This is a genomic window from Psychroserpens sp. NJDZ02, assembly GCF_004843725.1.
In the GTDB taxonomy this organism is placed as follows: domain Bacteria; phylum Bacteroidota; class Bacteroidia; order Flavobacteriales; family Flavobacteriaceae; genus Olleya.
Genome location: NZ_CP039451.1, coordinates 3,865,942 through 3,886,615, shown reverse-complemented (window position 1 = coordinate 3,886,615; position 20,674 = coordinate 3,865,942). Strand labels below are relative to the sequence as shown.

The window sequence follows — 20,674 nt, the reverse complement described above, 5'->3', positions numbered from 1 at the left end:
ATAATAGCATGGAGAAACCAAATACTTGGAGTAAAGACGAATTATTAGCATACATATTACTTTTTATAGCGCATTCTGATTTAGACGAAAGTAAAAAAGAAAAAGAATATATTTTATCAAGAGTTGATAAGAGTGTGTACCAGCGTGTACATGAAAAATTTGAAGAAGATAACGATTATCAAAGTATTCAAAATATTGTTGAAGGTGTCAAATCTCACGATTATTATCGTAATGATCTGGCGGATTTATTTGCGGATATAAAGCTTATGGCTTTTGCAGATGGAGAAATGGATCAGATGGAAAAACTAGCTTACAATACATTAAAAAAAATATTAAAGTAAAACTTGTGTTTTTAGGGACTTGATAATGTTCTGTTACTCTAAAAATTTTGCTTTTAGTTCGGGAGTAGGAATCATGCAAGCCTCTTTTTTACCGTACCATTTATATCTATTTTTGGCAATAAAATCATAGACCAAATTACGTATAAAAGTTGGTACAATTAAAAAGATAGACAACATGTTATTTGGAAATCCTAAGTGTTTTGCAATATGTAATGCTGCTGTCGATTTTACTTTTAATCCTTTGTTTGGGGAATACAATAATATCGAATCTGTTTTGGACGTATCTAAGTTATATTTAGCTATAATTTGTTGTCCCATGTTACTTTGTAAAGGTGCAAACATAAACTTATTATTTTTATCATGTTTGATAACATAAAGCACGGAACTATTGCAAAGGTTGCATACACCATCAAAAATGATTAAATATTTATTGCTTGGTAACTGTATCATACCGCAAAAATAATTTAATATATTTACAAAAATCAATATTATGAAAACTTTACAACAATGGTTTGATAGTTATGCTGTAAGTCATCAAAATCCGACCAATATAGCCATACATTACATTTGTGTACCAGCTATCTTTTTTAGTGTCGTTGGCTTGTTTATGTCCATACCAACAGGTTTTTTAAGTTCTTTTTTGCCACATCCCATAGTGGCTAATTGGGCGTTTGTAGTTTTGGTGATTATCCTAGTATTATTCTATTTTAGGCTATCAGTAAAGGTTGGGCTACAAATGTTGTTGTTTTCAGCATTTTGTTTGGTATTCAATTATTACATTTCTCAATATCTCCCGATATTATATTTTTCAATAATTTTGTTTGTCGTGGCTTGGATTGGACAGTTTTATGGTCATAAAGTAGAAGGTCAAAAACCTAGTTTTATTGACGATTTACAATTCTTATTGGTGGGGCCAGCTTGGGTTATTTATAAGCTTTTTGGAAAATAGAATATTTTAATTTAATTACTGTGCTTCTCGATACAATTTGCCTATTGTTCCTAAATCATTCGAAGTAACGACGAGGAATAGAAATTGTGAAGTAGAGAAATCACAAAAGAGTAATCACATTACGTCAGTTCGAGTGCTTCGACGTAGGAGAAGTGTATCGAGAACTTTTGTTTTATTAGTGTTGTCTTAGTTTACTGTGCTTCTCGATACAATTTGCTCGTACCTCACAAACCACTCGAAGTGACGGGGGCGGAATAGGATGTAAAAGGAATATTTGCAATAGAGTAATCACATAAGAGTAAACAAGAATCGTCAGTTCGAGTGCTTCGACGCAGGAGGAGTGTATCGAGAACTTTATTTTGTTGCGCTTCTCGATACAATTTGCTCGTACCTCACAAACCACTCGAAGTGACGGTGTCGGAATAGGATGTAAAAGGAATATTTGCAATAGAGAAATCACAAAAGAGTAATCACATTACGTCAGTTCGAGTGCTTCGACGCAGGAGGAGTGTATCGAGAACTTTATTTTGTTGCGCTTCTCGATACAATTTGCTCGTACCTCACAAACCACTCGAAGTGCCGGGGGACGGAATAGGACGTAAAATCAATATTTGCAATAAAGTAATCACATAAGAGTAAACACGAATCGTCAGTTCGAGTGCTTCGACGCGGGAGAAGTGTATCAAAAATTTATAAAGAACAATAATGCACTTCAATCAAAAGTCTTCCTAGCCAAATTTGCAAGTTTTTCAAACTCATTATTTATCAGAGCTAATTTCTTGGATTTAGACCATTTTTTTATTTGTTTTTCGGTAGAAATGGCAATGTTAATATCAGTAAATTCTGCATAAAACTCTAATGTAATAGGTCTTCTTGAATATGTGTAACTTTCTGAGTATTTGCCATATTTATGTTCAATTAATCTATTATTTAAATTTGAAGTAACACCTGTGTAATAGGTATTATCAGAACATTTTAATATGTACACGTAAGACAATTTCATTTTTAAATATATGAAATTTATTTTTTCTCTTTTCTCGATACAGCTTGCCTATTGTTTCTAAATCATTTGAAGTAACGACGAGGAATAGAACTTGTGAAGTAGAGAAATCACAAAAGAGTAATCACATTACGTCAGTTCGAGTGCTTCGACGCAGGAGAAGTGTATCGAGAACTTTTGTTTTATTAGTGTTTTCTTAGTTTACTGTGCTTCTCGATACAATTTGTTCGTGCCTCTCAAATCACTCGAAGTGACGACGCAGAAAAGGCCAAAATAATAATTGCAATAAAGTAATCACATTAGAGTAATCACGAATCGTCAGTTCGAGTGCTTCGACGTAGAAGAAGTTTATCGAGAACTTTTGTTTTATTAGTGTTTTCTTAGTTTACTTTGCTTCTCGATACAATTTGTTCGTGCCTCACAAATCACTCGAAGTGACGGGATGGAGTGTTGTAATTACTGTTGGAGGAGTGTCAATTATTCTTTATTATTCAATAAGTAACACTCCTTTATAATTCATATTATTTTTTCTTAATGGCTTCAACTAACTCTAATGCATCAATATTTACATTGGTGGTAAACATACCGTAATTGACAATAGCTTTATTCTTTTCAAACTTATCAATAGTCCCCACTGCACGACCATCATTCATACGGACTCTGTCACCAAGCCTTAAAGTTGGTTTTGGAGCAACAGGTTTGTTTTTTTCTTTCTCTTTGGCTTCTTTTTTCTTTTTACGGATGACTTCCACTGTTTTTTCAGCTTCTTGTTTAATCTGAGTTTCTTTTGCTTTTTCAGCTTTAGCAACTTTTGCAGTTACTTTTTTACGTTTAGAATTTTCAATTTGAACCAATCGGAATAATTCCGCCATCAATTCTTTTTTCTTTCTATCATTAAAAAACTTCTCAGAAATATCATTCATCTTTTGACCTAAATAAATCAAACGCTGGTTACTATCGTATAATTCCTGGTAGTTTTCTAATTTTTTCTGAACCTTAGCATTAATCTCTTCTAATTTATCCGCTTCGGTTTGTTTTTTCTTTTCGTTTACTTTTAAAGACTCGCTTGTTTTTTCGAGCTTAGCACGTTGTTTTTGAAGTTTAGCTATCGTTGCATCAAAACGAACTTTACTGCGCTCAATCTTCTTTTTAGAACGGTTAATTAAGCTATATGGAATTCCGTTTTTCTGAGCAACTTCAAATGTAAAACTACTACCAGCTTGACCTAAAGCTAGTTTATACATGGGTTCTAAAGTACGCTCGTCAAACATCATGTTGGCGTTAATCATTTCCTCTTTTTCGTTAGCCAACATTTTTAAGTTAGCATAATGGGTGGTAATGATTCCGTAGGCGTTTCGAGCATAAAACTCTTCTAAAAAAGTTTCTGCTAAAGCACCTCCTAATTCCGGATCAGAACCAGTACCAAATTCGTCAATTAAAAACAGCGTATTCTTGTTAATTTTCTTCAAGAAATAATTCATCTGTTTTAATCGGTAACTGTATGTGCTTAAATGATTTTCTATAGACTGATTGTCTCCAATATCACTAAGAATACGATCAAATAAAAAGGCTTTACTACGTTCGTGCACTGGAATTAATAGTCCAGACTGTAACATCACTTGCAATAAACCAACGGTTTTTAAAGTAATAGATTTACCACCAGCATTTGGTCCAGAAATCACGATTATACGACTGTCTTCATTAAGGCCAATAGTTTGCGGAAATGTTTTTTCTTTTTTCTCTAAATTATTTAGATAGAGTATAGGATGGTAGGCATCACGAAGGTATAATTCTCGTTTCTCAGAGATTTCTGGTAATATAGCATTCATCGATTTTGCGTATTTCGCTTTCGCGGAAATCACATCAATCTCGGTTAAAAAAGCTTGGTATAAATGTAATAAAGGTAGGTATTGACGCAAGAAATTGGTCACTTCCTTTAAAATTCTAACCACCTCTTCGCTTTGTTCGTATTCTAAATTATTAAGTTCTCTAGTGTGTTGTAATGTTGTTTCAGGCTCGATATACACAATACTTCCTGTTTTACTTCCTCCCATAATAGCGCCTTTAACTTTACGTCTGTACATGGCTTTAACAGCTAGAACACGTTTGTTATCGACTACAGATTCTCTAATATCATCTAGATATTCTAAATTATGGTATTGGTTTAGAGCAGAGGTAAAGCTAGAGTTAATCTTACCTTTCAACTTATTAATTTCTTGTCGTAATTGTTGTAGTAGAGCAGAGGCATTGTCTTTAACATCACCAAAACGATCCACAACGCTATCCACTTTTTCAATAATAGCTGTAGTTACTTCTATTTGTAAGCTATGTTGATGTAAGCTTGGATAATACGTTTCAAATTTCTTTAAAAATTTAACAATCTCATTCGCTGTTAATGAGATAGACACTAGTTTTTTAAGACTATGCGTTTCTAAATAAGTGTTTTCAATTTTTAAAAGCTGTAATTCTTTAGTAATCGTATCAAAACCATGGTTTGGGATACGATTATCATTATAGTAAGATGATAAATATTCGTTAGTTAATTGTAACGCATTAAGTAGGGTGTCTTTGTCTCTAAATGGTAGTATATTTAGTGCTTCTTGATTACCCAAAGCAGTCACGCAATATTCGCTAACTTGCTCTAATACGGTTGAAAACTCTAAGTCTTGTAATGTTTTTTCGTGAATGTTAATCATGTTGTTTTTCTATGAAAAAGTATGTTTTTCTTAGCTATTATATTAATCACAAAGTTAGCAAATACATTTTACAAATTAATAGTTTTAAGGCTGTTGATATTTTAGATAGAAACGGTTTGTTTTTATCTGAATTATTTTAACCTATTAGTGATTTGTGGTTGTTTGTTACTGTAGTTTTAATAAGCTGAATAAATATAGATACGTATATTATAGTGTTAATAAATTTATTATTTATCTATTTTATTGTTAAAAAAATGATAATTCATTCGATTCTTTATCTTATATTTGGTAAACCAATCTGGTACACCAGATTGGTTTACCAAATAATATTAACCCTTAATTACAATCAAATGAAACCATTTTTAAAAAAAACCAAGCAAATTATTTTGCCATTATTACTATTGATGTTTATCATTAATAGTTGTTCTACAGATGAAATAACGACTGTAGAAGAGCCCACAGGTAAAACTGAAAATACTGGAAGTATGCTAAGAACTACCGTTTCAGCGAGTTCTTCAGTTATAATACAAGCTGAAAATTATGATAATATGAGTGGGGTACAAACCGAAAATACACAAGACTCAGGAGGAGGACAAAATGTAGGTTGGATTGATACTGACGATTATCTAGAATATGATTTAAATGTATCTACATCTGGTAGTTATAAAATCGAATTCAGAGTAGCATCTCGTACCAATACGTCTAAATTCAATTTTTTCCAAGATGGTACAAAACTATCCAATGTTAATAAGGCGTCTACTGGTGGATGGCAAAATTGGGTAACGACTGCAAAAACTGTAACTTTAAGTTCGGGGAACAGTACACTTAAATTATTAGCCACCGGAAGTGGATGGAATATTAATTGGATAAAAATTACACCAGTTGATGTTGATTCGGGTGGCGGAGGAACAGGATCCTTAGATCCAAATAAAGCACCTTCTGAAAATTTCGATTTATCGACTTGGAAAATCACTTTATCTTCGGGATCGGAGAAAAGTGTATCAGAACTTAATAACGGTTATGAACTTAGCAACCAGTTTTATACTGGAAGTGATGGAGGAATGGTGTTTAAAAACTATCCATTAGGATCAGGAACGACTACAAATTCGACGTATTCTAGAGTCGAATTTAGAGAAATGTTGCGTGGTACTAATACTAGTATTTCTACTTCAGGTATAAATGGAAATAACTGGGTCTTTAGCTCTTCAAATTCTACAAATGAAAATAAAGCTGGTGGAGTAGATGGGATTTTAGAAGGTACTTTAAAAGTTAATAGAGTAACAACAACTTCAGGAAGTACATCTCAGGTAGGTAGAATTATTATTGGACAAATACATGCTAGTGGTGATGAACCATTACGTTTATATTATCACAAACAACCAGGACATAGTAAAGGTGCAATTTACTTTGCACATGAACCAAACGGAGGAGACGAAGTGTTTGAAAACATGATTGGAAATTATGTTACAGAAACGGGTGATAGTGCTGGAGACTATACTGGCGCAGGAAGTCCTTCTAATGGTATTGCACTTAACGAAACATTTTCTTATAAAGTTCAAGTTAACGGTAATACACTTTCTGTAACGTTATATAATTCTGGAGGGAGTACTATTGCATCAACAACTTACAATATGAGTAATAGTAATTTTGCTAACGATTGGATGTATTTTAAAGCAGGCTTATATTCTGGTAACAAAACAGTATCTAGTAGTTCGGATTATGAACAAGTGACGTTTTATAGTTTAAGTAAATCTCACAACTAGTCCCTTATATCTAAATCTATTTTGTAATCCACGGTTACAGAAAAGTTAGATAAGATAATTAAATATTATAATTAGTCTTTAATTTAATTATTAATAAAAGCAGAAGTGTATGCTTCTGCTTTTTTTGTTTAAAACCTTATGATTTTTAATATCTAGTTAGAAGTCTTTGGAGCATTGTATGTTGTCTTTTTTCAACAGGCAATGTCGATAGCGAGGCTATTTGACGGCTAATTTTATGTATGTCCGGGAAAATAGTAAAGTCATTATTAAACACAACTTAAACAGAAAGCTTACAATCTGATTACCAATTTGAAGATAATGGTACAAAATCGAGTGTTTGTTTAACAAAAACATCGTGCTTTCCTGTTATAAATTGATTTTCTAAAATGAGACTATCACCTTTAATAGTCCCTTTTTGCATTTCGTAATTACCAGATTGGGTTCTAACATTAACATTGTATATTTCAATTTCAATACCATTATTATTGGATTGATAACGGCCTATAAATCCTGGTTTTAGCACGGTTTTAGTTAGCTTAGTTTTTGGGTCGAAGCTTTTAAGAAAACAATTACCATTGTTAAAAAACTTATAAAAATAGACACTTTCATTTTGACCATATTTTAGCGTGTCTATATTGACGTAAATCGCTAACGTATCAATTTTAGTATTAAAAGAAAAGTCATTTTTAGTTACAGAAAACTTAGGCTTTTTAGGTCTAAAACCACCTTCTGGATGTTGATAAAAGCTAACGCAACTAATACTTAATAAAAAAACACTACCTGTTAATAGCTTTTTCCACGCCATACTTCTGTTTTTTGATGTTGATAATCAAATCGTAAATCGTTTATACTTCTATGTATAAAGTTTTGCAACCAAGCGTCACCAATAAAATCTACAGTAGCATTATTACCATTATTGTTAATTCTAAAATAAGTGGATGCTTTATTTAAATTACGTTGGTAATTGTTTTGTGTATGTAAACTATTATCCGTTAATTCTGAAAGCTGCTTATCAAATAGAGCTGTCTTCTCAGCTTTTTCAGCTTTAGATAAATCAGAATTTTTGATGTTTTTAATTGCTTGTCTTAGTTCTTTTAATTTGGTTTCGGATGCTCCATTTTCTGTATATTTTCCTGAAAAATCTTGAAAACCTACTTCAAATAGAGGTGTACTTACTGTTAAACCACCAGTCCAAGACCGGTCGCCACCATCTCCAAAATAAAACATACTTGTATCATTATTACTACTAACGTTAAAATCGCCTAATCTAAATCCAATCATACCTTGTCTTTGGATATCATCTAAAGAAAACTGATTATGATTAACGTTAGAATTCCACGTTAGTAATTGTCCATAACTAAACGAGTTTTGAAAATTGTTGAGATTAGGAATAGGGGAGTTGTAGTTAGAAGAGTAGGACTGTAAAGGTGTACTGTGTCCACCACCAGCAGTTAAGTTAACAGCTGCAGTAATATCTACTGTAAAGTTCTTTTTGCCAACACCAACACCTAAACCTCCATTGTAGGCCGCTACGTGTAAGGAATTGGTTAAACCAAAATCTCCATAACGCTGTCCGTAACCTATATTAGCAGTCGCTTTATATCTAACTTTGTAACCTAGTGAAATTTGTAGACCAAATAGCGCTCTAAATCCGTTTCCATTTTTAGGAGGATCTACAAAGCCATTACTAGCTGTAAATCCATTTTTGCTTGCAATTTTACCTAATGCATCTTCAGCACCACGTTTAAGACTACTTTGTGCCCAGAAATCAATGTCTTCTTTATGATTAAAATCGTTAACAGAACTTTGCAAAGCGCTCCAAACGTCAGTCTCCATGTTATTTAAAGAAAATAGGCTAGACTCTGTCATGGTTGGTTTAGTTTTAAAATTATACTTAATAAACGATAGCTATACAATATATAAAATACACGATATCAAAAGCTAAGGTAAGTTAGTTAAAAATAATTAATGTGAAAACAAAATTAGAGTTTGTTTTTTAATAATTGAAATCAATAAAACAGCTCAATTAGTAATTCTAATTGATGGAAGGGATGGAATCCATTATTTTTTTCACCTGCAATCCGTAATACGGTGTCGTTGTACATCGGGTATAATTTGAAGGTTTTACTATCTATATATTTGTAAAAAGAAATATTTTCGACTAATAATGTGTTTATCTGTTATTTTAAGTAGGTTATAAAAAGACTCTTTATGACCATTATCGTATCTACTCTCTTAAAAAAAATAATAATGAATAATATTATTTTTCTGTAACCAAAAATTAATGTTCGATTCCGATTTTATAGATGAATAAAAACATCCACCATCGTAAACATTTTTTTAAATTTTAGAACTACATTTTTTATCAAATTTATCTGATATACAAGGGTACGTGGTCTATTTTTCTTTTTTTTTAAAACTTTGTATTGGACGCTTGGTTGATATAATTAATAGTCTGTTTCTAATTATTATAAATATATTCAATTTCTAAATTTATAATTTCTTGATCATCAATAATGGTATAATTTGTTACTAAATTATCTTTGTTTAAAACGTAAGTACCGTTAAGCATATATTCATCTTTATCGCTGTCTTGCGTCGCATTAGAATAATATTTTTTATATAATTTTTCGTTTTCTTTTTCTATTTTAAATTTTCGGTACTGCATCACTTCTCCATCTTGATAAGAGGTGTAAGTATGTACATAAGGAAAATTATTTTGATCAGTAAAACAATTTCTAGACCAAACAGCATCATTTATATAACGTATTTTGCAATTTTTTTCGGTAATGGTTTGTGATAACGTATTTTGAGAGGCGTATGCCTCGTCAATCATTATAATATAATTTTTAAAGTTTTTCTCACCATTTTTTAAATAGTATACATTGATTTCATTGGCCCCTCCAATATTTTGAAAAGACATCATTTTATCATCAGCGTAACTAAAGGTAGTTGTTTTACGTCCATCACTAACAGTCTTTGTTAATATATCATTCTCGTAGATATAGTCAATAGACTGTGATATTTTACCCGCTCTGTCAAATAAAATTAGTTTTTCTATTTGTCCTTTTGCATTCATTTCAATGCTACGTTTTAGTATTTTTTGTTCGTTTCCAGAAGATATGTAAAGATTCATTTTTTTTAAATTTTCTGGTGGTGAGTTGAATAAATTAGCATTTTGACCTAATTGATTAGTAAGAAAAGCTTTATATCCATCATCTAAAAAAGCATGCATTAATAGTTTTGATTTGTCAGTAAACTCGTTTTTATTCTTTAATAAGTCTAGTTCGTTTTTATACTTTTCATTATTTATGACATAAGATGATTTTGTATTTAGGCCCATTTGTTCAGCAACAAATTCAGTACTTTTATTTACGGTTTGTTTTAATTTGACATCATCTTCTAAATTTCCGTGCCAATAGGCTAATCCCTGAAAGGTGTTATCTATAGATGACAAATCTAGTTTTTGTCCATTTTCAAATAGAATTAAAGTATGCTGATATTGTTTAATAATTTCAAATGAATTGTCTTCAAAGTTTTTTAAAAGTTCTTTTTCTTCATCATCCACTGGACCACCGTGTATACTTACTGTATCATCATCGTAATCTTTTTGTACGTCCATTAAAATCACATAAGCTTTACCTGAATTAATATATAGTGTATCTATTTCAAAGGGTGCGCGCTCTCCAAGGTTAAATGTCATACCAGCATGATCCGTTGGTGTAGCATTCTGTGTTGTGTCATCTTGAGCTAGTACAGTTAAAGAGAATAACGTTGTGCTTAATAAGATAATTATATTTTTCATAAAAAGGTTTGATTGTATTTTATTGGATAAATAAATGTAAACTAACGTGTTGAAATTGGTTCGATACTTTAATTTACCACTAAAGTAGTAAATTAAAAGAGAAAATAAAATCCATAAGGAGTTTTGGAAGGTCTTAGTGAGGAAGAGGAATGAATTATTGAATTTGTTGATTACCTGCTATTAGTCATAGTTTCTGCAATTACGACGTCAATTAAAAACACTTTTAAATTCTGTAGTATTTTTAAAACTCAAAGTGGTTAGAAAAGGTTGTAATTCAAGTTAAGAATCAGTTTATAAATTATACCGTACTACTTTGTGTTGCACGTTTCAATAAGCTTAAACGTTATTAAGTTAACCATTTTTGGAATATGTTTTCCATATGTTTAAAAAGAAAAAGGCTATAATACCAAATACTATTTTACTCATCTTAGATAATTTTGATTGCCATTTTGTAAGAAAATTAATAGTATTAAACCTGTAATTTGGTAAATAGATAAACCGTATAACTGTAATATGGAAAATTTTATAACAGATCAATTTTTTACAAGTTGTTATTATCGATAAGTCAAGTTTATAATTCTCGGATTTTATGTCCTAAGATTATCTATTGATATCATTTTTAATTAGTTTGAATAAAAAATATTAGACGGTTTAAGCCCACTTGATGGTATATAATTCATAAATGTTTTTAGGACGCGTTTCTTCTCCTTCGATTGCTTGGTTTTTATCAATATCAAACGCACCATTTGTATAGGCAGTAATTGGGTTAACAAGATTTGAAGTTGCTCCTGATCCTCCCATAGCAGTAGGTGCTGTACCAACTTTATAGTCTAAACTATGAATATGCTTCAGAAAAGCATCCTGTTCAAAACTTCCAACGTAATCTCCAATTTTTGTGTTACTTCCGTTAAGTGTTCTTTGGTCGGCGTCTGGATCTATTTTTGCTCCATTGTTCCAAGCTCTACTAAAATAACCACTCATGTTTACTAGCATAGAATTACCATTGTTTCCAATTCCAAAACGACCATTTAATACGGAGTTTAATCGGGTGTAGTTGTTACTTAGTTCTCTAGATTCATTACATAAAGACAGTTCTTCTATAGGAGGGTTTTCTGTAGCGATATACTGTTTACGCTCGCCAATGACCCCTTGGACAATACAAGGCAAAGTATCTAAGGTAATCTTTCCAATATTAGCAGATATTTTATTAACATAAATAATTGCTTTTTTGGTAGAGCATTCAATATAAACTTTAATTTTAACTGCTTTTGGGTTGACATCTATTTGAATGGAAACTTCTGTTTTATCTCCCGGTTTAAACAGAATTCTTTTAGTAGATTTTGAATAACCATCATCTATAGAAAAGTCTAAATTAAAATCTGTTTTCGCTGCCAATGGATTTTGAATAATAACTTTAGCACATATTTTTTGTCCAAGTAATGTCTCTTGCCATCTAGGGAATTCGTTAATGATTTGACTAAGAGTCATTAGTGAGTCGTCACTGCTTTTTTGAATCAGACACGACGTAGTACCTTCATCATAACTAATTTCGCCATTTGCTCCTAAATCTTTGTATATCCATCCATCAGGATGGTTGTATGCCACTGAAGAATCTACTATTTTTTTATTACTATAATACAGGAAATTGTGATTGTATACTAAATTTTGTTGTTGCATAGCAAACAACATATCGTTTATAGAGTCTTTCATGATAATCGTTTTTTGTAATTTTAAATCGTATTCAATTGGGCTTCATTCGACAGTTCTTTTTATAAAAAAAAACACATCTGAATTATATTTTATTCAGATGTGTTTTTGGACTGTTTATGCCATTACAGTTCTTTTTGTATTAAGGCTTCTGATACGATCTTGTATCTGAGCATATGGAGCAACAACTCTATTATTGGTTCCTACTTCTTCAAAAATGAAAGTAGCACCTTCTACTTTTGCTACGTATTGTTTTGAAGTTTGTCCTCCATCAAATACCACTTCTAGTGGACCATGAATTTGATTACCAGAAATAATTTCTCCTTGCACTAAGTTAGAAAATAATGCAACATAATATTTTGGTTTTACCGTAAATTGTGCACTATTACCACTATAAACATCACTTTTTACCAAAGCTATGTCACCATCCATACCGATAGCTAAATTAGCTAGTTTTCCGGATACATTGGTGATTAATAATTGTCCATCTTTGGTATCCCCATCAGGAAATAATTGTTGTACTGAATCTTTAAATTCACATTTCCATTTTTTACCCAAATTACTATCTAGTTTTTGTGATGCTTTGTAAACTCCTTTTCCTCCATCTTGTTTGTAATTAGCTAAAGCAGCTAAGTACTGAATACTCCATTGCACTCCAGAATTTCCATTTTGTGGAACAGTTGTTTGTTTCCATGACACACTATCTAACCCTGGAGAATTAGGTAATTCTTGGTATACACATAATGTCCATGTGTCTGGTGTCTCGTTGTCAAAATCAATATTGTAAGTTGTCATAATAAATCGTTTTAAGTTTTCCTACTCTATTATTATGGCTTTTCAGATTCCGCCATTGCTCTAGTTTTGTTTGAAGCTTCGTTAATCAGAACAATACAAATAGACGACTATATTTTAGTTTATTTCATAGTAGAAATTACCGAGCTGAAAATCAGGTATTTATACGGAGTGTGAAATTAAGTTGAAAACAAATGCCATTAGGAATAGTATAAATGATTTAACCAATAGTAATTTTTGTAGGATTTTTTTCTTGACATGTTAACTTTTAATTTTGTTACGGTTGGTTTCATTAAAAATAATTGCATTGTAATTTTTTAATTAGTGTACTCAAGACTAATTAATTTTGAAGATTAAATTTTATTGGTAGAACGGTTTTTGATATAAATTAGGCTTATTTTTTTATGATTTATGAATCATAAACTTTATACACACTTCTAGAGCAATACAATAAAATATAAAACAAATGTATTGACAGATGTTATAGTAACAATAAGTAAGCCTTTTAGAGAATAACAAGAGAACTGCACGTTTTACCTTATGATTTAAAACGTGGTTTTTTGAGGGGATATTTATTTTTTGAAACGTCAACCAATCCAAATCCATGCTTAATTGTATTAGTAACAAAAGCATTATTAGATAAATAAATTTCAGGTTTGTCTATTAGTCAATCATGAAATGATCAACAACGATATATTATTTTAGTTACCGAGACGTATTTTTTATTTTACAAGCTGGATCACTATTCCAAATATTGCAATTATCAAACACAGGGGCGATAATAGTTTGGTGTCTAACTTGCCGAAATCAGTTTTCTTTATACTTTTAAAAAATCCGATATATTTAAATTCGCCAATTGCTATTAACAGGAATATTAGTGGTATAATCCAACTAATGTTATTAATAATTCATAGCGGTAAATTATATTCAAAAAGTCCAGATTTAAAAATATAAAAAATCCCAAACGCTGTTAGTCCAATTCCAACTAGTGCACTGTCCAATTTTTTTGGATGCAATACGCTTTCACCGCTTTCTTTTGTTGGTAACGATTCTGCAAAACCAAATTGTCCTCCAATAGCCCAGTTAAAATGAATTAAACCAAGCGCAATTAGTATGAAACTGAATAAAATTGATACGATCATAGTTTTGGATTTCTTACCTTCCAATTGGTATTATAGCTTATGTGTAATGGGCGTTACGGGATAGTATGCTAACAACTAGGAATTACTTTTAAAGTGTTTATAACAATCTTTAATAACCTAGATTATCAAATAAATAACAGATAGAAAGACGGCGAAGTGTTTTATAAACAACCTAAAACCAGTAATTAATTTTACATGGTTTTAGGAGTAGTTTTTATCTATGTAATTAGTCGTGATAATAAAAGTGAAATGGCTTTTACGTTTTATTACTCTCCGTATTTTTCAATCAGATATGGTTGCTTTCTAAAGGCTTTCAATTTACACTCTAACAAACATAATGTTTAACAGGAGATAATAAATAGTATTTATTATAACTAGGATATTATTCTACTTTCTCAATCAATAAATCTACAGGACCATTACCATAATATGTTGCAGGCACATGTTTATCAACGATTTTTCCATCTACAACATCTTTAGTATCTCTAGCGGGAAATGGATCTCGGTTTGTATTTAAATGCATAGTAAATGATACTTTAATTTCATCATTTACGCCTAGTTTATTTCCATCTTTATCGTAAATATCTATTTTATCAGGAGTAAAAGTATCAGGAATAAAAATACCGTTTTTATATTCTTTATATTTCATATCTACTGATCCAATTGATTCTCCTTTTCCCATTGGTTCAGAGTGGATACTAACAGAAATAGTGGAACCTGTCATTGTTACGTCACTGAAAATAAAGGGGTAACCTGTAATACTAAAACGTTTACCTGCATTATCTTTTGAGTAATGTAATTCATTAAATTGTTTTGCTGTAATTGGTGTACCAGGTTCTGTACTTCCGCCACAGCTTAAAAGAATTAAACTTCCTAATATGGGAATAATAACTAATTTTAATTTTTTCATAATTGGTTAATTTTGGTTTAATGATGCACAGAGGTTACCTGTACGGTTAGTAGCGAAACTAAGTTATATTTAATAAATGAAAAAAGGACTAGTAACAAATAAGATTTTTCTAATTATTCAATAACCCAGTACTTATATACATAAGGTGTCGAGAGTTGTTTTGATGCTATAAAAATCCAGTTTTTTAAAATATTATATAAAACTAATACTATAATTTACTAATTAATTTTAGATGCTATATAGCGATCCATTTACAACTTTATAATTGTTAACATGGAATTCATTTCTATTATTAAATCCAATAAAAGGGAGTAGTCCGTCAGAAGCTATAGCTTTTTTCGGTAATTTATCATTCTCATTATCAGAAAAACCGATAGTTGCTACTCTTATGTCATTAGAGATTAATTTCTTATTTTCAAATTCAACATTATATGCGTCTAGTAAAGTTTGATCAATTTTAATGTCAAATGTAGAGTCTGGATTATCTAAATTAGCATACAAATCACTCATCTGTCTTGATAGACCTTCGGGTAATTTATCTTCATCTCTAAAATCATTTAATAGTTTACTAATTACTTTTAAAAGTGAAGTATTATTTTTGTACTCACCATTTTCTACTAAAGCACAAACTAACATGGCATAGCCAATATCTTCATTTACATTCCATAATTGTGGGGCACATTGAATTACTGTTGATAAAATAACTTCACCTTCTTCTACTTTTTGCTTCCATTTATCTTTACCTATCAATGGCGCCGACATACTTTTTTTAATTAAATCAGAATTTACATCAAGTCTTGTGTTCATAAAAGGTTTTAATAAACCAATATCAGTAGGATTTGGTATTTGACTTTTTTCCATATCAATGTTTTCAAATCTAATACGATCTAAAAGTTGATTTTTATTTTCACCTTTTTCATATTTCTCAAGCAGTTCTTTTACATCATACCCTTGACCTTCCATTTCTTTTAGCTGTTCGTATGTGTAATCTGCTGTGTCAAAACCTGTATTAACTCCTCCTAGAAGTTTTACAAAAAAATCTTTTAATCCCATTTTTTTAGTTTTTAAGGTGTTAAAAATACCAAGTCAAATATAGTATTAATAATCCAAAAGCGGCAAAAACAACAGCCATTAATCTGCTGTACCATTTCTCTCCCAGTGAGTTAAGCCAATCTCTTTGGCGACTGCTAGCAGGACTAACAAGCCAAGACCAATATTTAAAGCGATCAACCCTTAAGAGATGTAAAAGGGCAAAGGCTAAAAAAATTATAGCTAGAATGGTGTGCACAACATCTGGATTAGAAAAGGAAAACTCTTTAGATTGAAGTAAGTGTATTGTTTTGGAGAAAAATAGTTTCATGTTTTAGAATATACTTTTTAAATTTATAACTAGGTGTCTGCAATAACAAATTGATCCAGAGTTTTTCGTATTGATTAGTTTAAATTAGTCTTTTTTATCTGTTTTTTCATTATAATTTTTAGTTAATAGGAAACACATGATATCGAAACCGAAAGCTTTACGAAAACAAAAAGACATTATAAAAAGTGTTGCTTTTACTGATAACATTATAGGTGGTGGTATTTCTTTGATTTTAAATGTAGTATTTTGTGATTAGGTGTGGTTTGTTTGCGTAGATTTTGCTTCAGGCAAATCAGATATTATAATTAAGCGTTGGTGTAAGATGGAGCAATTGATGCATGCTGTAGGACGTTGTTATTTCCAGAATTCCCACCATTTCTTATCCTTTTCTATAATTCTTTTATGGGATGTTTTTTTTATCCTCCATCTATCCTCGTCCTCATCCTTATCTTTAACTTTAATTTCTTTTATTTTAACAAATTCTTCTGTTACATATTTTAAGATTGAAGGTGTTGTATTTGGATTGTTCTTAATATGAGTTAAAAGGTCTTCCATTTTTTCATTTCCGACGTAATTAATATCAGAATTAAAAAGTTGGCTTAGGTTCATTATCGTTATATCAGAAGCTTTTCTTTTTAAAGAATTCACATATTCTTGATCAAAACCATCCATTTCTTCTAGTGTATACATGATGTCCCAAAACACAATAGGTTCCGATACTTCATGGAATCTTTCTAATACCTTAAATAAGGTCACTAGTCCTTTATTTGATGTATTTGTTTTTAAAAATTTATCGTAAAGTTGATTAAAAAGAAGTTCTAAAGGGGTGTAATCATCATTTTTAGGTCTAAAAGCTTCTATTTTATTTAAAAGTTGTTTTTCAGTATCATTTTCCATGAATTGTAATATTATAGTTTCACTCAAATTTAATAATAGACTATCGTTTTGGTTTACTACTTAGCTAACTTTAAATAGTTTGCTGCATTATTAGTCTTTTGTGTTTTTTAATCAGTAAACGTTTTCCTTAAAAATGTCTACTTTTTCAATTTTCCAATTATCCTCAATTTTATACCATTTATAAGTTGCCTCTCTTTCAATAGTCCATTTCTTTGTAAAAAAGAAAAATACTTTAATTGATACAGTTGTCTTTTGAATCAAATGTTCTGTAAATCGATTACCCTCAATAGAATAATCCTTTCTTTGGTACTTACTCTTCACGGTTTTTAAGCGATTGAAATACACTTTGGTATCTTTTGTTATTTGCTTCTTGTCAATTATTTTTCCATTGCCTTGTTTGTATGTTAATTTTTCTGAAAAAATAGTAATATAATTATCAAATCGTTTTTGCTCGATTGCTTCAAAGGAAAATTGATGAATTCTATCTATCTCTTTTAAAACATTTTCAGTATCAAGTTTACTCATTTTTAGTCTATGTATCAGTTTGTATTTTGGCATTGGCAAACGGTTCACTGTAATTTTTCAATAATTGCTAAAGTTTCTTTATTGGTAATAGTATTTATATCCTCTATTTTATTACCCCAATAATAATAGCCATTTATATCCTTTGCATAACAGCCACAACTTTTACAGGTTTTAAATGTTTTATAATCTACAGTATTCATTGTCATAGCTCTTTCTCCGTAAATATAATTTTTGTCTTTAGCATAGCATTCACCAATAATTCTAAACGTTTTTACATCTGCATCCTTTAGTATCCAAACGCGTCCTCCGCCAGCCATTTCATAAAATGTATAAATATTATTTTTGTCTTTATAAAAAGCACTGCCTAGATGCTTAAAAGTAGTTAAGTCAATAACTTCTGCTAATGGTTTTCCATCTGATAGCTTTTTGATATAAACGGTTGTAATAGATTCTTGAATGCCTCCAATGGTTTTGAAAGCTAAATCACCATTTTTAGATTTCCATAACACTGAATTAGTTTTTTTCCAATTTAAAAGCTTGTTTATACTATCTATCCTACTTATTAACTGGGTAGTATGATTCGTTCTGGTATCTGTAATAATTTCAGTATTTGAGGTTGTATCTTGTGCAGCTATTGTGTTAATCAATACTTTAGGGGCTAGTAAATTTTGATTCTGATCAGGTGTTTTCTTACAACCCGATAGCATTGTTATTAATACTATTAAAAACAGACTATAATTATTTGTGAAATAAAATTTAGTTTTAGACATAAAAAGAGGACCTGTTTTTTTAGTTAATAAGGGTAAAGCGTTGTATGTTTTTTTTACTTAATTTTATATGGTTAAGATAGTATTTTCGATAGTATTTCAATGATTATCGATAAAAGATAACGAATCAATATTTATTTACTAATACAAGACGTTTGATAAAATCAATTTATCTTAGCATCAAATTTAAAATAACTTAAAGTGAAAATAGTTTCCCATAGTATAATCCTATTAATATTGTGTTTATGTTCTTGTAAATCAGAAAAATCAAAGACACCTAAAGCAGCATCAGATAAATTTGAAAGTGTAAAGGGAATAGAGCGGGTAGACGGAGTAGAGCAAAAGGAAAATTATAAAGTTTGTTTGGATGAAAGGGCTTTTAAAGATATCCGCTTAGGAAATTATGCCCATATACTAAAAATAACACCAGACGTATCTAAACCTAAAAACAATATGGCGTATAGGATAGTGTTAATCAGGGATAAAAAAAAGGCAGATATAGGTCATTTAAAACTGAAGGACACCGTTATTAATATGTTGATCAATAAAAAATCAATTAAAGATTTATATAAAAACGAAAAAAGAGATAGTATAACTATTGATAATTTTCATTTAATGACGACTAGATATAACTACAGCCGGGCGTCTGAAATGCATTTTGAAGTTGTGATGTACTCAATACAAGATTCAGTGTTTTGTAATGCGGGGTATCATTTTAATTATAACAATGGAGACTATAGATTTGGTCTTTATAAAGAAGAACAAACAAAAATAAAGGCTTTTAAAAAGTATAACAATTTTGAATGTTACTAGGTCATTTGTTTACATGTAAATTATAAACTATTAAAATAGTTTATGGTTTTGTAACGATTGGCCATGTTACCCACAATTATTGTGCTAATTATGTGACGTTTAGTGATTCAGCATTGCAAATTATTTGATTTTTTACATAGAACAAGAAGTCATGTTTTCTAAGCTTTATTTCTATTGGTTAATCTAATATCTAGTAATATTGGTTAGATTCCATACTTTTTAGTTTATAGGCTCTTTATATAGTTGTTTTCCCCATAATTGAATATCTCTTTCAGGCAAATGCGAATGATTCATTAATCGATACATTTCTTCTTTTATTTCTTTAATCGCTTTGGGGTCTTCTGTTCTTATTCTCGTTTCGTAATTATGTTTTGTTCCACTCGAAGTAAAATTTAATGAGCCTAAATAGGCGATTTGATTGTCAATTAAGTATATTTTACTGTGTATAAAAGTGTCGCTTAACTTATTTTGATCAGGTGACATATATACTTTAAAAGGAAATAACTGCGAATACCAATAAGAGTAGATGCGTTTGTTTTTAATCTTGTTTCTGTATAATTTAACGACCAAAAAAATAACTAATAGCGGTATTAAACCAAAAGCAACTTTTATGTCTTTTAAGTAATAGGCCACACCAATTAAGATTGCAAATAGACCAAGTCCAATATAAGTCAATACCTTAGAAACAACTTTCCACTTTTCACGTTGTTCTACAGCCACATAATCTATGTCTCTATTTTGATGTATTAGTTTATGTATATTTTTCTCATAATGGCCATAAAAATCTTCGATATTGTCGCTTGTTATTAATTCAACCTCCAGATTTCTTTTTCGTAATTTTATTAATTCGGTGATTAAAAATGGTGATAAATACGGAGAAACAATTCTAACAGAGGTACGTGCGTTTTTTATATCGTTTAAGAGTTTTTTACCGGCTCCTTTTCCAATATAAATATCACAATTTGCACCATTATAAAACATTCCCATAAAGTTCTTTATATTATTGAAAACCTAATAGTATAAGAAATGTAGTGTGAGTGTTAAGCACTACGTTTTTGTTTAATACTCAGCTAAATATAAATGTTTTGCTCTAATTTTGGCTTCAAATATCCACTTTTAATTGAGCTAAAGGTAAATCTATTTGATGCGATTCCCTTTCACGTTGGAGCAGCATCTTGAAGCAGTAGTAAGTCACAAATAGATAAGT

The 20,674-nt window shown here is 30.4% G+C and carries 21 protein-coding genes; 4 read left to right on the top strand and 17 right to left on the bottom strand.

The window, feature by feature from the left end; genetic code table 11:
• Positions 1 to 8: 8 nt before the first annotated feature.
• A complete protein-coding gene (locus E9099_RS17145; RefSeq protein WP_136584737.1) occupies positions 9 to 341 on the top strand; it encodes a hypothetical protein in 333 nt (110 codons plus the stop codon).
• Positions 342 to 374: 33 nt separating this feature from the next.
• Here E9099_RS17145 and E9099_RS17140 read toward each other — a convergent pair whose 3' ends face one another.
• Positions 375 to 791, bottom strand: a complete 417-nt coding sequence (locus E9099_RS17140; protein WP_136584736.1) for a thiol-disulfide oxidoreductase DCC family protein — start codon at positions 789 to 791, stop codon at positions 375 to 377.
• Between the two features lie 40 nt (positions 792 to 831).
• Here E9099_RS17140 and E9099_RS17135 point away from each other — a divergent pair, with 40 nt between their 5' ends.
• Positions 832 to 1,290 carry a DUF962 domain-containing protein gene (locus E9099_RS17135; protein WP_136584735.1) on the top strand — a complete coding sequence of 153 codons (459 nt, stop codon included), beginning with the start codon at positions 832 to 834 and terminating at the stop codon, positions 1,288 to 1,290.
• A 712-nt stretch (positions 1,291 to 2,002) separates the two neighbouring features.
• On the opposite strand, the gene E9099_RS17130 is transcribed toward E9099_RS17135, so the two are convergent.
• A complete protein-coding gene (locus E9099_RS17130) occupies positions 2,003 to 2,293 on the bottom strand; it encodes a GIY-YIG nuclease family protein (protein ID WP_136584734.1) in 291 nt (96 codons plus the stop codon).
• A gap of 518 nt (positions 2,294 to 2,811) precedes the next feature.
• The gene (locus E9099_RS17125) at positions 2,812 to 4,986 is read right to left on the bottom strand and encodes an endonuclease MutS2 (protein WP_136584733.1); all 2,175 of its coding nucleotides are present in this window, start codon (positions 4,984 to 4,986) and stop codon (positions 2,812 to 2,814) included.
• A gap of 350 nt (positions 4,987 to 5,336) precedes the next feature.
• Here E9099_RS17125 and E9099_RS19320 point away from each other — a divergent pair, with 350 nt between their 5' ends.
• On the top strand, positions 5,337 to 6,749 hold the full coding sequence (locus E9099_RS19320; protein WP_168800777.1) for a polysaccharide lyase family 7 protein: 1,413 nt from the start codon (positions 5,337 to 5,339) through the stop codon (positions 6,747 to 6,749).
• A 301-nt stretch (positions 6,750 to 7,050) separates the two neighbouring features.
• Here the strand turns inward: E9099_RS19320 and E9099_RS17115 are convergent, their stop codons facing one another.
• The 13 genes from E9099_RS17115 to E9099_RS17060 all read right to left on the bottom strand — a co-directional run bounded on the left by E9099_RS17115 (position 7,051) and on the right by E9099_RS17060 (position 18,657).
• Positions 7,051 to 7,554 (bottom strand): hypothetical protein, encoded by a 504-nt coding sequence (locus E9099_RS17115; protein WP_136584732.1) that lies wholly within the window; start codon positions 7,552 to 7,554, stop codon positions 7,051 to 7,053.
• Positions 7,533 to 8,618, bottom strand: a complete 1,086-nt coding sequence (locus E9099_RS17110; protein ID WP_136584731.1) for a hypothetical protein — start codon at positions 8,616 to 8,618, stop codon at positions 7,533 to 7,535. Before E9099_RS17110 ends, E9099_RS17115 begins: the two co-directional genes overlap by 22 nt.
• A gap of 592 nt (positions 8,619 to 9,210) precedes the next feature.
• Entirely contained in the window at positions 9,211 to 10,554 is a 1,344-nt protein-coding gene (locus tag E9099_RS17105) for a hypothetical protein (protein WP_136584730.1), read from the bottom strand.
• A 651-nt stretch (positions 10,555 to 11,205) separates the two neighbouring features.
• Positions 11,206 to 12,264, bottom strand: a complete 1,059-nt coding sequence (locus E9099_RS17100) for a hypothetical protein (RefSeq protein WP_136584729.1) — start codon at positions 12,262 to 12,264, stop codon at positions 11,206 to 11,208.
• A gap of 114 nt (positions 12,265 to 12,378) precedes the next feature.
• Positions 12,379 to 13,056, bottom strand: coding sequence for a hypothetical protein (locus tag E9099_RS17095; protein WP_136584728.1), 678 nt, complete (start codon positions 13,054 to 13,056; stop codon positions 12,379 to 12,381).
• 719 nt (positions 13,057 to 13,775) lie between these two features.
• Positions 13,776 to 13,940: a DUF3995 domain-containing protein gene (locus E9099_RS19575; RefSeq protein ID WP_317130658.1), complete on the bottom strand. Its 165-nt coding sequence runs from the start codon at positions 13,938 to 13,940 to the stop codon at positions 13,776 to 13,778.
• A 21-nt stretch (positions 13,941 to 13,961) separates the two neighbouring features.
• Complete coding sequence (locus E9099_RS19570) at positions 13,962 to 14,195, bottom strand: hypothetical protein (protein ID WP_240788916.1); 234 nt, start codon at positions 14,193 to 14,195, stop codon at positions 13,962 to 13,964.
• Positions 14,196 to 14,577: 382 nt separating this feature from the next.
• Positions 14,578 to 15,105, bottom strand: a complete 528-nt coding sequence (locus E9099_RS17085) for a hypothetical protein (RefSeq protein ID WP_136584727.1) — start codon at positions 15,103 to 15,105, stop codon at positions 14,578 to 14,580.
• A gap of 228 nt (positions 15,106 to 15,333) precedes the next feature.
• Positions 15,334 to 16,158: a hypothetical protein gene (locus E9099_RS17080; RefSeq protein ID WP_136584726.1), complete on the bottom strand. Its 825-nt coding sequence runs from the start codon at positions 16,156 to 16,158 to the stop codon at positions 15,334 to 15,336.
• Positions 16,159 to 16,177: 19 nt separating this feature from the next.
• Positions 16,178 to 16,465 carry a hypothetical protein gene (locus E9099_RS17075; RefSeq protein WP_136584725.1) on the bottom strand — a complete coding sequence of 96 codons (288 nt, stop codon included), beginning with the start codon at positions 16,463 to 16,465 and terminating at the stop codon, positions 16,178 to 16,180.
• 354 nt (positions 16,466 to 16,819) lie between these two features.
• Positions 16,820 to 17,389 (bottom strand): hypothetical protein, encoded by a 570-nt coding sequence (locus E9099_RS17070; RefSeq protein WP_136584724.1) that lies wholly within the window; start codon positions 17,387 to 17,389, stop codon positions 16,820 to 16,822.
• A gap of 84 nt (positions 17,390 to 17,473) precedes the next feature.
• Positions 17,474 to 17,887, bottom strand: coding sequence for a hypothetical protein (locus E9099_RS17065; protein ID WP_136584723.1), 414 nt, complete (start codon positions 17,885 to 17,887; stop codon positions 17,474 to 17,476).
• Positions 17,888 to 17,931: 44 nt separating this feature from the next.
• Positions 17,932 to 18,657 carry a DKNYY domain-containing protein gene (locus tag E9099_RS17060; RefSeq protein ID WP_136584722.1) on the bottom strand — a complete coding sequence of 242 codons (726 nt, stop codon included), beginning with the start codon at positions 18,655 to 18,657 and terminating at the stop codon, positions 17,932 to 17,934.
• A 198-nt stretch (positions 18,658 to 18,855) separates the two neighbouring features.
• Here E9099_RS17060 and E9099_RS17055 point away from each other — a divergent pair, with 198 nt between their 5' ends.
• Positions 18,856 to 19,467: a hypothetical protein gene (locus tag E9099_RS17055; protein WP_136584721.1), complete on the top strand. Its 612-nt coding sequence runs from the start codon at positions 18,856 to 18,858 to the stop codon at positions 19,465 to 19,467.
• Between the two features lie 219 nt (positions 19,468 to 19,686).
• Here the strand turns inward: E9099_RS17055 and E9099_RS17050 are convergent, their stop codons facing one another.
• The gene (locus tag E9099_RS17050) at positions 19,687 to 20,454 is read right to left on the bottom strand and encodes a phospholipase D family protein (RefSeq protein WP_136584720.1); all 768 of its coding nucleotides are present in this window, start codon (positions 20,452 to 20,454) and stop codon (positions 19,687 to 19,689) included.
• Positions 20,455 to 20,674 lie beyond the last annotated feature (220 nt).

Excerpts from the sequence above, each read along its gene's own strand:
- E9099_RS17105 (WP_136584730.1), bottom strand. The coding sequence starts at position 10,554 with ATGAAAAATATAATTATCTTATTAAGCACAACGTTATTCTCTTTAACT.
- E9099_RS17110 (WP_136584731.1), bottom strand. The coding sequence starts at position 8,618 with ATGACAGAGTCTAGCCTATTTTCTTTAAATAACATGGAGACTGACGTT.
- E9099_RS17140 (WP_136584736.1), bottom strand. The coding sequence starts at position 791 with ATGATACAGTTACCAAGCAATAAATATTTAATCATTTTTGATGGTGTA.
- E9099_RS17050 (WP_136584720.1), bottom strand. The coding sequence starts at position 20,454 with ATGGGAATGTTTTATAATGGTGCAAATTGTGATATTTATATTGGAAAA.
- E9099_RS17145 (WP_136584737.1), top strand. The coding sequence starts at position 9 with ATGGAGAAACCAAATACTTGGAGTAAAGACGAATTATTAGCATACATA.
- E9099_RS17130 (WP_136584734.1), bottom strand. The coding sequence starts at position 2,293 with ATGAAATTGTCTTACGTGTACATATTAAAATGTTCTGATAATACCTAT.
- E9099_RS17065 (WP_136584723.1), bottom strand. The coding sequence starts at position 17,887 with ATGAGTAAACTTGATACTGAAAATGTTTTAAAAGAGATAGATAGAATT.
- E9099_RS17100 (WP_136584729.1), bottom strand. The coding sequence starts at position 12,264 with ATGAAAGACTCTATAAACGATATGTTGTTTGCTATGCAACAACAAAAT.
- E9099_RS19320 (WP_168800777.1), top strand. The coding sequence starts at position 5,337 with ATGAAACCATTTTTAAAAAAAACCAAGCAAATTATTTTGCCATTATTA.
- E9099_RS17060 (WP_136584722.1), bottom strand. The coding sequence starts at position 18,657 with ATGTCTAAAACTAAATTTTATTTCACAAATAATTATAGTCTGTTTTTA.
- E9099_RS17075 (WP_136584725.1), bottom strand. The coding sequence starts at position 16,465 with ATGAAACTATTTTTCTCCAAAACAATACACTTACTTCAATCTAAAGAG.
- E9099_RS17125 (WP_136584733.1), bottom strand. The coding sequence starts at position 4,986 with ATGATTAACATTCACGAAAAAACATTACAAGACTTAGAGTTTTCAACC.
- E9099_RS19570 (WP_240788916.1), bottom strand. The coding sequence starts at position 14,195 with ATGATCGTATCAATTTTATTCAGTTTCATACTAATTGCGCTTGGTTTA.
- E9099_RS17080 (WP_136584726.1), bottom strand. The coding sequence starts at position 16,158 with ATGGGATTAAAAGATTTTTTTGTAAAACTTCTAGGAGGAGTTAATACA.
- E9099_RS17135 (WP_136584735.1), top strand. The coding sequence starts at position 832 with ATGAAAACTTTACAACAATGGTTTGATAGTTATGCTGTAAGTCATCAA.
- E9099_RS17085 (WP_136584727.1), bottom strand. The coding sequence starts at position 15,105 with ATGAAAAAATTAAAATTAGTTATTATTCCCATATTAGGAAGTTTAATT.
- E9099_RS17115 (WP_136584732.1), bottom strand. The coding sequence starts at position 7,554 with ATGGCGTGGAAAAAGCTATTAACAGGTAGTGTTTTTTTATTAAGTATT.
- E9099_RS17095 (WP_136584728.1), bottom strand. The coding sequence starts at position 13,056 with ATGACAACTTACAATATTGATTTTGACAACGAGACACCAGACACATGG.